The following is a 12,628-nucleotide window of genomic DNA, read 5'->3' on the forward strand; positions in this document are numbered from 1 at the left end:
TTGATACTCCTTAAACTTCTTTTCCTACTACATGGGCAATCTGTGAAACTTTCCTGACCAGATTGTCGAATTTCTCAGGCTTTAATGACTGGGCACCGTCGCAGAGGGCTGCTTCCGGATTGTTGTGAACTTCAATCATAAGTCCGTCCGCACCTGCAGCTACAGCAGCCATTGCCATAGAATCTACCAGCCACCATTTGCCGCCTGCATGACTCGGATCGATGATGATTGGAAGATGAGTCAGCTTGCGGAGTACCGGGATGCACTGAAGATCCAGCGTGTTTCTTGTATAGGTTTCAAATGTACGGATACCACGCTCGCAGAGAATGACATTTTCATTACCTGCTGCCATAATGTATTCGGCAGACATGATCCATTCTTCGTAAGTTGCATTAAGGCCTCTCTTCAGCAGGATCGGGCGATCGATCTGTCCTAACTGTTTTAACAGATCAAAGTTCTGCATATTGCGGGCACCGATCTGAATCAGGTCAACCTTTTCGTTGAAAACATCCAGATACTGCGGAGACATTAATTCACTTACGATTGGAAGACCAACTTCCTTTTTGACAGCTTCCAGAATCTCCAGACCTTCCAGCCCAAGTCCCTGGAATGAATATGGACTCGTACGAGGCTTGAATGCGCCGCCTCTTAACAGGTTGGCGCCGGATGCCTTAGCAGCCTTTGCGATGCCAAGTACCTGTTCATAAGTCTCAACGGAACAAGGACCTGCGATCAGTCCAAGGTGATCGCCGCCGATCTTAACTCCTGATACATCGATGATGGAATTCTCCGGATGGAATGCGCGGTTGGCAAGTTTATAAGGTTCCTGCACATGCATAACTCGTTCTACTGAAGGATCTACTTCAAAAAGTCTTGGATCTACCTTAGATGTGTCACCGACACAGCCGATGATGGTCATTTCGTTGCCGACTACCATGTGAGGTGTCAATCCTTTGTTCTTAACCAGTGATTCAACACGAGCATTATCTTCGGCACTGGTATGTGGTTTTAATACTAAAATCATAATGTAAATCCTCCTTGACATTCATACTGTAAAATATTCGCGCTGTAAAATTTTAGCTGTTTAAAGTGTGAAACTAATGGTATGATACAGCTGATCGAAGAGGATGTCAATAGATTTTGCAAAAAATGTGTAGAAGATTGTATACAAATGGGATAGAATAGAACGTAGATTAATGATTGAGAGGAGACTACAATAATGAAAGCGTACGAAAGATTTTTGGAGTATGTTGCAGTATGGACAACAAGTGATGAGAACAGCGATACGGTTCCTTCAGCAGCGAGAGAACTGGATCTGGCGAAGAAGCTGGTAGAAGAGATGAAAGGACTTGGCATCGAGGATGCGAGAGTGGATGACAAGGGCTATGTATATGGTTCTGTTCCTGCTACACCGGGATGCGAGGACAAAGCAGCTCTGGGACTGATTGCGCATATGGATACAGCGATGGATGCGTCCGGTAAAGATATCAAGCCACAGCTTATCAAGAACTATGATGGCGGTGATGTGGTGCTTGGAGCAAGCGGCAATGTATTATCAGTAGCAGAATTCCCACATCTGGCAGGTCTGAAAGGACGAACTCTGATCACAACAGACGGAACGACACTTCTTGGTGCTGACGACAAGGCTGGTATTGCAGAAATCCTGACAGCTGTAGATGAGATTATAAAGGAAGGACTTCCACATGGTAAGATCTGCATCGGATTCACACCGGATGAGGAAATCGGAAGAGGTTCGGATCATTTTGATGTAGAAGGATTTGGGGCAGATTACGCTTACACATTGGATGGTGACGCAGAGGGTGAGATCCAGTATGAGAATTTTAATGCGTCTACAGGCTTTGTAACATGTCACGGCGTCAGTGTACACACAGGATCTGCAAAGGATATTATGGTGAATTCGCAGACGATCGCAACGGAATTCCACCAGATGCTTCCGGCAGATGAACGTCCGGAGACGACCGAAGGATACGAAGGCTTCTATCATCTGAATGCAATGAGTGGTAATGTAACTACTACGAATATGAAGTATCTCATCCGTGATTTTGATAAGGAGAATTTTGATAAGCGCGCAGAAAAGATGCAGGAGATTGCTGAAGTACTTAATCAGAAATACGGAGAAGGCAGCGTAGAAGTGAAGGTGACGGAGTCTTATCGTAATATGAGGGAGAAGATCGAACCGTGTATGGAGCTGGTAGATATGGCACTTGCTGCGATTAAGAATGTGGGACTGGAACCGGTCGTAGAACCGATCCGTGGAGGCACAGACGGAGCAAGACTCAGCTTCATGGGACTTCCATGCCCGAATCTTGGAACGGGCGGTCACGCATTTCACGGTGTGTTCGAGCACATTACGGTAGAGGGAATGGATCTCGGAGTTAAAATCGTGAAAGATATTGTAAGACAGATTGCAGAATAAACATTTAAAACACAGGGAAAATGTGGAGTTTATACTATTTTAATTGAACCGTGTTCTAGAATATGGTATAGTACGGATTGTCTGCTGTTATTTGGGGAAGTGACAGCGATCATCAAAGTATAGAAGGAGAACAAAAATGGGAGCAACAAAGACAAAAGAGAAACACCCAAAGGGCTTCTATGCGTGCTGTATCACGTTCATGTTTGAACGTCTGGCATTCTATGGGGCAAAGCCGTTGCTGCTCTTATTCCTGATTACTGCTGTGGCAGAAGGTGGTCTGGGAATTGAGAGGACAGACGCGGCGATCATGGCTGCGAATCTGACAGCGTACACTTATATGGCACCGCTGATCGGAGGCGTGATTTCAGACAGATGGCTTGGGGCAAGATATGCCATCTCGTTTGGTTACATTATTATGGCATTAGGATACATTGTAGGATGGCGGGCAGATAGTCCGGCTATGATTAATGCAATGATCATTCTGGTGTCTATCGGAACAGGTTTATTTAAAGGCAATCTGAACGCATTGATCGGAAGACAGTATCATAACAAGGAATTATTGGATGCGGCATTTTCCATTCAGTATTCCTATGTAAATGTAGGAGCATTTGTGGGATCATTGCTGACAGGCTTCTTGTATCTACATGTGTTTAAAAAGGGAGATGTACTTGGATTCCGTCAGTGTTTCCTCATGGCAGCACTGTGGTGTATCGTAGGTCTGGTATGGTTTGTGCTGAACTGGGGCAATCTCCAGGGACAGGGCATTAAGCCATTCAAGTACCTGACGGATGAAAAGGGTGAGATCATCGGATCTACACATACTGCTGACGAGGGCGCAGGCAAGAAAGAACCATTGTCAAAGAAAGAGAAGGAACGAATGGGAGCGATCATTCTGGTATCCGCATTGTCCGTCATCTTCTGGCTGTTCTACTATCAGCAGGATCTGGCACTGGTAATCTACATGACAGACTATGTGAAGATGAGCCTTGGCTCGTTCGAAATTGCACCGTCATGGATCACAACTACATGGAACGGTCTGCTGTGTGTAGTACTTGGTGGCGTTATGGCTGCAATCTGGAAGAAGCTTGCAGAGCGTCCGCAGGGCGATATGAATATGTTCAAGAAAGTCGGTCTGGGATTTCTGTTTGTAGGACTGGCATTCGGTGTAATGGTATTATGCGAATTATTCCGTGGTGTTGGTGCAGATGCATCTGTTAAGGCAAGTGTACTCTGGCCGATCCTGTTCTCTGCCGTAATTACCATCGGAGAGATGTGCTTCTCGCCACTGCGTAATGCATTCGTAAGTAAATATGCACCGAAGAAATACCTGTCACTGCTGATGGGAGTTATCGCGGTATCTACATTTGTGGCAAATAAACTGAGCCCATATGTACAGGCATTCATTGAGAAATTCGATGTATTCCCGGTATTCGTTGGAATCTTCGTGATCATGATGGCGTTTACTGCATTGCTGTTTGCGGCGAATAAGCAGTTGAATAAACTGGTAGAAGATTAAGAGATATATGAATATCACGCACCATGTTTGTATGGTTGCGTGATATTTTTTTGTGTGCTATCGTAGATGCAGTATATCAGATGGGAGTCAATCACCCAGCTGATATAGCCTCCGGCAGGATTGCAGAGGTGCGCAGTAGAAGTATGTCATGCAATTGCATGACACGCACCTCGCAGCAAGAACGCCGAGGCATTCTTGAATAGAGAAGATAATTTTCGGGAAAGGATGTTGGGAATGGAACTTAAGATACGTGTAGTCAGTGAGGATGACGCAGAGGCGCTGGTGGAAATATATCGATATTATGTGGAGCATACGGCGATCACTTATGAGTGTCATGTGCCGTCCGTGGAGGAATTTCGACAGCGGATACGTCACACATTGGAAAAATATCCCTATCTGGCAGCAGAGCTGGACGGAAAGATCGTGGGCTATGTTTATGCCTCTCCGCTGAATACCAGGGAATCCTATGACTGGTCGGTAGAGACGTCGATCTATGTGGCAGAGAATGTACGCGGACATGGAATCGGAAGCCGTCTTTATCAGGCATTGGAAGACACGTTGGATGCCATGCACATCATCAATCTGAATGCGTGTATTGCGTATCCGGAAGAACCGGATGAGTATCTTACTAACAATAGTGTAGAGTATCATGAACATCTCGGTTACCGGCTGATCGGAACATTCCACCAGTGTGCGTACAAATTCGGACGCTGGTATCATATGGTATGGATGGAAAAAGCGATTGCAGAGCATCCGGATACGCCGGAACCTGTGATCTGGTTTACGGAGTTACAGGAACAATATAATAGAAAATGTGAAGAGATATGGAAAAGGGCTGCGGAAGATTAATCCGCAAGCCCTTTAAATGTTAAGGTAGAAGTGAAGAAATTACTCGATTGTGTATAGTTCAGCTGACCATGCATCAGCTGCATCATTTTTTCTGCACTCTTCAGACCAATCCGGTTGCTCTCGATGCCGGCAAGGTCTGATTTGACAGCATTTTCTAAGGTGATAATCAGCTGCGGCACATTATGACTGTCTGTATTCTGACAGAATGTAATGACGACCGGAGCTTTTTTGTCTCCATATTTGAGAATGTTGGAGAACAGATTGTTAAAGATTCGCTTGATCAGCGCAGGATCGCCTTCAAAATCAGAAAGTGGTTCACCGGGGATCTGAGGTGAAGTCTGAAATCCGGTCAGATGCAGGAAGTCTGCATTTTCCATCAGGTGTTCCAGCAGAAGTGTAGCAGGGAGCCTACGAAATTCAGGCTGGATGTCCTTTTCATAGACGAGTGCATATTCAAACATCCGGTCTGACATTTCCTGGATATCTTCGGTTTTCTGAATACAGCGGTTCAGGTATTCGGTCTGCATGTCTGCATTTTTTCCGAGACGCAGTATTTCCAGATAGCCTTTCAGTACCGTGAGCGGGGTGCGCAGATCATGGGACATGGCGGTGATCAGATCCTGATTTGCCTGATGACTTTCCTGCTCATTGGTGATTGTTTCATGCAGTGTGATTCGCAGGTTGTCAAGTTCTCTTGCAAGTATGCCAAGCTCATCTTTGCTGCCGGGGATTACAGGTGTTGTCAGATCACCGGATGCCATGGTCAGGATATGCTGTTCTAATCGATCCACTTCTTTCATTTTGCGCCGGACAAAGTACAGGATGCTTCCAAGGAACAGCGTCAGGCAGCAGATAAGGCAGGCGAAGAAATATGGTGTAATGAAATACGTCTGATGATAGAAATAGACGATGACAGTAGCATATCCATTCTTAAACTTAACCGGCATTTCGAAGCGTTCTTCATTGGCTCCGTCTGTCCATCGGTAGGCAATGTCAAATGGTACACGAAAATTTTCGGAATCCATAATCTGGGCATAACGACCGACCAGATATTCCCCTTCGGTCAGAGAATAAAGATATATGCTGGTATATTCGTCTGCTGTTTCATCGAAGAAAGGAGTCAGTGCATCGATTGCCTTGGAATCCGTTTCGGAGGCAGGAAGGTCATAATCAGCAGCTTTATTAAAAAGATTATTCCAGAAATTATCGTCTGCACTCGGCAGTATATCATCAAAAAATCCGGCATCTGACAGTACGTCCCAGACCTTCCATCTGCAGTTCCACATTCCCTGGAAAAGCAGTGCACTTGCAAGCCCGGTGATGATGATCAGAAGCAGAAGTTTGGTACGAATTTTAGTACGGAGCTTATTCACAGCGGTACCCCTTTCCCCAGACGGTTGTGATCAGGGTCGGAGCAGCAGGATCGACTTCAATCTTGCGGCGCAGATTTCGGATGTGCACCATGACGGAATTGCTGGCACCATAGTAATAAGGCTCATTCCAGACAACTTCGAACAGCCGCTCGGCAGAAAAAATCTGACCAGGATGGGTAACCAGTGTAAGCAGCATGGCATATTCGGTGCTGGTAAGATCTACTGCTTCACTATCCCGGTAAACGGTTTCGGTATTCCTGTCAATATCCAGATTGTGGTAATGGATATGGGAAGGGACTTCGGTAATTGTCTCTTCATCCTTTCCTTTATATATCTGGTAACGTCGGATCAATGCCTTTACCCGGCTGATCAGCTCCGGATAGGAAAAAGGTTTCGCCAGATAGTCGTCTCCGCCGCTGGAGAAGCCTAGAGTTTTATCACTGTCTTTGGTGCGGGCACTTAAGAACAGAATTGGAGCATTGGTGAGCTTACGGATCTCCAGACAGGTCTGGTATCCATTCATGCCTGGCATCATAATATCCAGAATAATCAGGTCATAATGCTTTTCTTTCAGCATAGCAAGCGCCTGTGTGCCGTCTCCTGCCTGATCGACTGCAAAGCCTTCACCGGTTAATAGTATCTCTATAATCTCCCGGATTTCCGGGTTGTCATCTACTGCCAGAATATGGGCATCCATAATAAAATCTCCTTTCATATTCGTTCTGCTGATAAGTATACAAGAATTTAATAAAAAATCATTTTAATTTAAGAAACTTTAAGATTTAATTTGACAAATACTTAAGATATGTGAGATAAAATATCCGCCAGAGGTGAATAAGATTATGGATAAGATATCAATTATCGTTCCGTGCTGGAACGAGGAAGCGGCATTGCCGATATATTATAAAGAAATGAGCCGGATCATAGGTCAGATGGATACAGACGTTGAACTAATCTTTGTAGATGATGGCTCAGCAGATAAAACATTGGAGGAAATGAAGAAGCTTCACGAGATAGATGCCCGGTGCAGATACCTGTCATTTTCCAGAAATTTCGGAAAAGAGGCAGCAATCTATGCGGGACTTACACATGCAGAAGGAGATTATATTGCGGTGATGGATGTAGATCTTCAGGATCCGCCGTCACTTTTGCCGGAGATGTACCGGATATTAAAAGAAGAAGATTACGACAGCGTGGCAACGAGACGTTCCACCAGAGCAGGAGAGCCGGTGATACGGTCGTTCCTGTCCAGACAGTTTTATCGTTTTATCAACAAAATATCTAAGACGGAGATCGTAGATGGCGCAAGAGATTACCGCTTGATGAACCGTAAGATGGCAGATGCAGTATTACAGATGAGTGAGTACAACCGTTTTTCCAAAGGAATCTTTGGATGGGTAGGATTTAAGACCAAATGGCTGGACTTTGAAAATGTAGAGCGTTCTGCAGGTGAGACGAAGTGGTCAGTGTGGAAACTGTTCCGTTATTCATTAGAAGGAATCACCGGATTTTCAGTAGTACCATTAGCGCTTGCATCGGTACTGGGAATTCTGTTCTGTGGACTGTCGGCACTGGTGATCCTGGTAATTATTATCCGGACACTTGTATGGGGAGATCCGGTATCCGGATGGCCGTCCATGGCATGTATCGTGTTCATGGTCAGCGGTGTACAGCTATTGTGCCTTGGAATTCTTGGACAGTATCTGTCTAAGACTTATCTTGAGACTAAGCATCGTCCGATCTATCTGCTTCGGGAATCTAGTGAGGAAGGAGAGATGTATGCAGATCATAAAAGGTAAGAAAAAGATCCGTGGTGTGATCTATCTGCTGCTATGCCTGCTGACCGTATTTGTCTGCTGGCTCTTTGTGGGACGAAATGGTGTGTTTGGGGCAAAGGTAGACTGGATCAGCCAGCATAGCGTGATTCCGGATTATTTCAGACAGCAGTTCTATGATACAGGAGAACTGTTTCCGGAGTTTGCAGCCAATCTTGGCGGTGGACAGAATATTTATAATTTTTCCTATTACGGTTTATATAGTCCGGTAATTCTGTTGTCCTATCTGCTGCCTTTTGTAAAAATGAGCGATTATATAATCGCAGTCAGCATTGCAGGGATCGCGGTATCTGTGTGCCTGCTGTATTACTGGCTTGGCAGACGCGGATTTCCGGAAGAGATAAGACTTGGCGTAGCACTGATGTATATGCTGGCAGGGCCTGTGATCTATCAGTCCTGTCATCAGGTGATGTTTGTCAACTATATGCCGTTCCTTTATATGTCACTGATCGGGGTCGATCGGTATTTTGATAAGAAACGATCGGATCTGTATCTGATCAGTGTATTTCTGATGATTATGACCAGCTTTTATTTCAGCATTGGCGGTATGCTGGCACTGGTGCTCTATGGTGTGTACCGGTATCTGGAAATCACACCAAAGTTCCGGGTACCTGTATTTTTGCGAGATGGAGTTCGCTTTGTGATGCCGATGCTTGCAGCTGTATGTATGAGTGGTATCCTGCTGGTGCCGACGGCAAGAGCCCTTTTTGGGAGAAAGCAGGAAGCAGCCGGCATGAAGATCGGGGAGCTTTTGATACCGCAGTTTCCGCCGCTTCGTGTAGCGTATGGAACTTATGGACTGGGACTTACCACTCTTGCAATTACCGTATTAATTGTCGGACTTACTTACCGAAGGTGGAGTGAGCGTGTACTTGCCTGGGGCTGTATGCTGGTTATTAGCCTGCCGGTATTTGCATGGCTTCTGAATGGTGGATTATATATAAGAGATAAGGCTGTCATTCCATTTTTACCGCTGATTTGCTATCTGATCGCGTTATATCTTTGGAAGAATAAGAAACATGAGATTTCATTGCCGGTTAATCTGATTGCTGCAGTGCTTACGCTGGCAGTGATTATGTATGACTATTATGGAAGAAATGCAACGATTTCGTATGAAATGCAGTGGCAGTTGCTCATGTTGGATGGAGTGATCGCATTGATATCCGTTGCTGTATTTTGTTGGAAACGCAGGATAGCGGTACTGATCGTTCCACCATTGATCTGTCTGACACTGTTTGAAGGTGTGGCCAATGCGTACAGCAGTGAATTGATCGAACCCGCAGAGTATGCGAAAGTGACAGACAGCAGGATTGGAGATACCGTGAATGATATCCTGCAGCATGATTCTTCCTTTTATCGGATCGAACAGATGGGGAAAGACACGGAAAATGCCGCAGATCTGAATCGGGTCTGGTCATCCGGACAGTGGGTGTCATCCCTTTATTCTTCCGCGTATAATACGGATTATCAGGATTTCCGCAAGGATACGTTTGGATTGGAACAGCCATACCGCAATAATCTGATGCAGAGTGTGGCGAAGAATCCATTATATCAGCGGTTTATGGGTGTAAAGTATCAGATCAGACAGAAAAAGGACGGAACACCGATCGTAACGGAAAATGCAGGCGTGGCACCGGTGGCCTATGCTACAGACCGTGTGATGGCGGAGGAAGAGTATCAGACGCTTGCATTTCCATATAACCAGACTGCGCTGATGAATTACGCTGTAGTAAATGCAAACAGTACAGATAATGCGGAGGCAGATGCGGATGATCAGGGGTGCAAGAGTCTGTTTGAAGCTACGGCAGAAAAAAGTACATTTACGATTCCGGATATGAATACAAAACAGATAAAGATATCAACGGATGCAGATGGTAACATTGAGATTAAGGCAAAGAATAAAACTTCGGTAAATGTATCTGTGCCTGCGGAGACATCAGCATATAGTGAAGCGACAGACTATAATCTATATCTTCAGTTTCAGGTGGACAATCACAGACCGAATCATGATGTGGCAATCTGGGTAAATGGAATCCGTAATAAGCTGAGTTCCGAAAGTCACTTATATTATAATGGAAATACGACATTTACCTACGTGATGACACTTCCGTCAGACCAGACTGATCTGAAGATAACCTTTGGAGCAGGTGAATATGAGCTGACAGGAGTACAGTGTTATATAGGATCCGCAAGTGCGTATACGGAGGATATGGAAGAAGATCAGAATTTGTATCAGTCTGCATTTCAGGTGGACAGGGATGATACAAAAGGCAATACGATCGCAGGTAAGATCGATGTACAGAATACCGGATATTTTATTACGTCGATCCCATATGATAAGAACTTTACCATCTATGTGGATGGGGACCAGACAGTGCCTAAAAAGGTGAACACAGCATTTTTAGGATTTCCAATAGAATCAGGCGAACACAGTGTTGTGATCATATATCACGCTTCCGGTGTGGCAGCAGGCAAATTCTTAAGTCTTGTGGGACTTGTGATGATGGCAGTTATTTTTTTAACCGAATCAAGCAAGTCCCCTGCTTCAATTGCTTGTATCAGGAGTGGTGCAAGCCACTCCTGATAAGCTGCAAAGCAGCATTCGGTTATGAGCAAGTAGCGAAGCGGATTGCGAATATCCGCTTGACTAGAGAAGAGACGGACAAAAAGAGGGACTTACTAAGGTAAGTTCCTTTCTTCGTATTGAAATGTCTTTCTGGATTTGGCATAATGGATTCATAGAATAATCTCTAATGGGGAGGATAACATGAAGAGACATGTAAGTTTTATTGCAATATGTATGCTGCTGTGCCTGGCATTGACAGGCTGTGGATCCAAAGCGATCGAAGAGGGTACAACTTACCTGGAGGATGGCAACTATAAAAAAGCTGTCACGAAGTTCAAGGAGGCAGCGGATAAAGGACAGGATACCGGAGAGGCGTACCGCGGCATCGGTATGGCGAAATGGGAACTGGGTGAGTATGAAGCAGCACTCAGTGCATTTCAGTCAGCGCTGGATAATGGTGCGGAGAAGACCGCGGCACTGTATAATTTCCTCGGAAGCTGTGAACTGAAGCTGGATAATCCAAAAGAAGCTCTGAATTATTACAATCTTGGGCAGGAATGTGATGATGCCAGCAAGGAACTGATGCAGGAGATGAAGTATAACGAGATTGTAGCATATGAGAAGCTTGGCAAATGGGAGAATGCCAGGACAAAGCTGAAGGAGTATGTGAAGGATTATCCGGATGACGAACGCGGAACGAAGGAAGCAGAATTTCTGGAGACACAATAACAGAATTACAGAAGGAACAGAACATAGATGTATGAGACAGAACAGAAAAAAGAACGGGTAATTCTGGTGGGAATCAGTTTATCCGATGCAGAGGATGTGGATCAGTCGCTGGATGAGCTGGAAGAACTTGCGCGCACTGCCGGAGCGGAGTGCGTGGGCAGAGTGATCCAGAAGAGAGAACTGATCCATCCGGGAACCTATGTGGGCAAGGGTAAGATTGACGAGATCCGAGATCTCTTGTGGGAGACAGAAGCAGATGGCATTATTTGTGATGACGAGTTGTCGCCGGCACAGATCGGCAATCTGAAGGATGAGCTGCATACGAAGATCATGGACCGGACGCTGCTGATCCTGGATATCTTTGCCGCGAGAGCATCTACCAATGAAGGTAAGATCCAGGTGGAGCTTGCACAGTTAAAGTATCGTCAGTCGAGACTTACCGGATATGGTACATCACTTTCAAGGCTTGGAGGTGGTATCGGTACCAGAGGTCCCGGTGAGAAGAAGCTGGAGATGGACCGACGACTGATCAAAGGACGAATTGCCAGACTGAACCGGGAACTTACGGAAGTGAAGAATCACAGACAGGTGGCAAGAGAACAGCGGAAGAAGGAGATGCTTCCGGTTATTGCCATTGTAGGCTATACCAATGCGGGCAAGTCGACGCTTCTGAATTATTTGACGGGAGCGGAAGTGCTGGCAGAGAATAAGCTATTTGCCACATTGGATCCGACGACCAGGGGATATCAGCTTGGCAGCGGACAAAAGGTGCTGTTTACAGATACGGTTGGATTTATCCGGAAGCTGCCGCATCACCTGATTGATGCATTTCGCAGTACACTGGAGGAAGCAAAGTATGCAGATCTGATCCTGCATGTGGTGGATGCGTCGAATCCACAGCTGGATGAGCAGATGCATATTGTATATGAGACGCTGCGGGGACTGGGCGTACAGGATAAGCCTGTGATCACCGTGTTTAATAAGCAGGATCTGCTGACAGAGCCTGTGATCTTGCGGGATTTTCAGGCAGATGCGACAGTGCCGATCTCAGCGGCGACAGGAGCGGGGATTGATGCACTGGAGAGCAAGCTGGAAGAGGTGCTCCGGGGACAGAAGGCGTTGGTAGAGTATACATTTCCATATAAAGACGCAGCGAAGATCCAGTTGATCCGCAAGTACGGAGAGCTTCTCAGAGAAGAATATCTGGAAGACGGCATTGCTGTGGAAGCCTATGTGCCGATTCCGATATATGGAAAAATATTTGCAGATTCATAGCCTGGAAGAATTGGCTGACAGATTTCAAGACAGATGCCGGGAGGAATA

10 protein-coding genes are annotated in these 12,628 nt (G+C 45.6%); 7 read left to right on the plus strand and 3 right to left on the minus strand.

All coding sequences use genetic code 11. From position 1 onward, the window contains the following. Positions 1-10: 10 nt before the first annotated feature. Positions 11-1,024: a 3-deoxy-7-phosphoheptulonate synthase gene (aroF, locus tag DWZ93_RS08365; protein WP_118383960.1), complete on the minus strand. Its 1,014-nt coding sequence runs from the start codon at positions 1,022-1,024 to the stop codon at positions 11-13. Positions 1,025-1,219: 195 nt separating this feature from the next. Here aroF and pepT point away from each other — a divergent pair, with 195 nt between their 5' ends. The 3 genes from pepT (at position 1,220) to DWZ93_RS08385 (ending at position 4,802) form a co-directional block, all read left to right on the plus strand. Further along, the gene (gene pepT / locus DWZ93_RS08370; protein WP_118452567.1) at positions 1,220-2,437 is read left to right on the plus strand and encodes a peptidase T; all 1,218 of its coding nucleotides are present in this window, start codon (positions 1,220-1,222) and stop codon (positions 2,435-2,437) included. Between the two features lie 136 nt (positions 2,438-2,573). After that, the gene (locus DWZ93_RS08375) at positions 2,574-3,953 is read left to right on the plus strand and encodes a peptide MFS transporter (RefSeq protein ID WP_118452568.1); all 1,380 of its coding nucleotides are present in this window, start codon (positions 2,574-2,576) and stop codon (positions 3,951-3,953) included. Between the two features lie 234 nt (positions 3,954-4,187). Beyond that, the gene (locus DWZ93_RS08385) at positions 4,188-4,802 is read left to right on the plus strand and encodes an N-acetyltransferase family protein (protein WP_330421748.1); all 615 of its coding nucleotides are present in this window, start codon (positions 4,188-4,190) and stop codon (positions 4,800-4,802) included. On the opposite strand, the gene DWZ93_RS08390 is transcribed toward DWZ93_RS08385, so the two are convergent. Together DWZ93_RS08390 and DWZ93_RS08395 are read right to left on the minus strand one after the other, a co-directional pair. Continuing rightward, positions 4,799-6,175, minus strand: a complete 1,377-nt coding sequence (locus DWZ93_RS08390; protein ID WP_243061228.1) for a sensor histidine kinase — start codon at positions 6,173-6,175, stop codon at positions 4,799-4,801. The genes DWZ93_RS08385 and DWZ93_RS08390 overlap by 4 nt on opposite strands. Beyond that, positions 6,168-6,872 (minus strand): response regulator transcription factor, encoded by a 705-nt coding sequence (locus DWZ93_RS08395; protein ID WP_118452571.1) that lies wholly within the window; start codon positions 6,870-6,872, stop codon positions 6,168-6,170. Before DWZ93_RS08395 ends, DWZ93_RS08390 begins: the two co-directional genes overlap by 8 nt. 145 nt (positions 6,873-7,017) lie before the next feature. Between DWZ93_RS08395 and DWZ93_RS08400 the strand changes: the two genes are divergently transcribed. From DWZ93_RS08400 to hflX, 4 genes are all read left to right on the plus strand, one after another. Continuing rightward, entirely contained in the window at positions 7,018-7,974 is a 957-nt protein-coding gene (locus DWZ93_RS08400) for a glycosyltransferase family 2 protein (protein ID WP_118452572.1), read from the plus strand. Next, complete coding sequence (locus DWZ93_RS08405) at positions 7,955-10,594, plus strand: YfhO family protein (protein WP_118452573.1); 2,640 nt, start codon at positions 7,955-7,957, stop codon at positions 10,592-10,594. Before DWZ93_RS08400 ends, DWZ93_RS08405 begins: the two co-directional genes overlap by 20 nt. A gap of 183 nt (positions 10,595-10,777) precedes the next feature. Further along, entirely contained in the window at positions 10,778-11,305 is a 528-nt protein-coding gene (locus tag DWZ93_RS08410) for a tetratricopeptide repeat protein (RefSeq protein ID WP_118383951.1), read from the plus strand. A gap of 27 nt (positions 11,306-11,332) precedes the next feature. Further along, the gene (hflX, locus tag DWZ93_RS08415; RefSeq protein WP_118452574.1) at positions 11,333-12,580 is read left to right on the plus strand and encodes a GTPase HflX; all 1,248 of its coding nucleotides are present in this window, start codon (positions 11,333-11,335) and stop codon (positions 12,578-12,580) included. Positions 12,581-12,628: the final 48 nt, after the last annotated feature.

The sequence above is a fragment of the Dorea sp. AF36-15AT genome, assembly GCF_003477705.1.
GTDB classification, from domain to species: Bacteria; Bacillota; Clostridia; order Lachnospirales; family Lachnospiraceae; genus Claveliimonas; species Claveliimonas ammoniilytica.

What these genes read in the sequence shown, in the direction of transcription:
- aroF (WP_118383960.1), bottom strand. Translation starts at nt 1,024, where the DNA reads ATGATTTTAGTATTAAAACCACATACCAGTGCCGAAGATAATGCTCGT.
- DWZ93_RS08400 (WP_118452572.1), top strand. Translation starts at nt 7,018, where the DNA reads ATGGATAAGATATCAATTATCGTTCCGTGCTGGAACGAGGAAGCGGCA.
- DWZ93_RS08410 (WP_118383951.1), top strand. Translation starts at nt 10,778, where the DNA reads ATGAAGAGACATGTAAGTTTTATTGCAATATGTATGCTGCTGTGCCTG.
- DWZ93_RS08395 (WP_118452571.1), bottom strand. Translation starts at nt 6,872, where the DNA reads ATGGATGCCCATATTCTGGCAGTAGATGACAACCCGGAAATCCGGGAG.
- DWZ93_RS08405 (WP_118452573.1), top strand. Translation starts at nt 7,955, where the DNA reads ATGCAGATCATAAAAGGTAAGAAAAAGATCCGTGGTGTGATCTATCTG.
- DWZ93_RS08375 (WP_118452568.1), top strand. Translation starts at nt 2,574, where the DNA reads ATGGGAGCAACAAAGACAAAAGAGAAACACCCAAAGGGCTTCTATGCG.
- DWZ93_RS08385 (WP_330421748.1), top strand. Translation starts at nt 4,188, where the DNA reads ATGGAACTTAAGATACGTGTAGTCAGTGAGGATGACGCAGAGGCGCTG.
- pepT (WP_118452567.1), top strand. Translation starts at nt 1,220, where the DNA reads ATGAAAGCGTACGAAAGATTTTTGGAGTATGTTGCAGTATGGACAACA.
- hflX (WP_118452574.1), top strand. Translation starts at nt 11,333, where the DNA reads ATGTATGAGACAGAACAGAAAAAAGAACGGGTAATTCTGGTGGGAATC.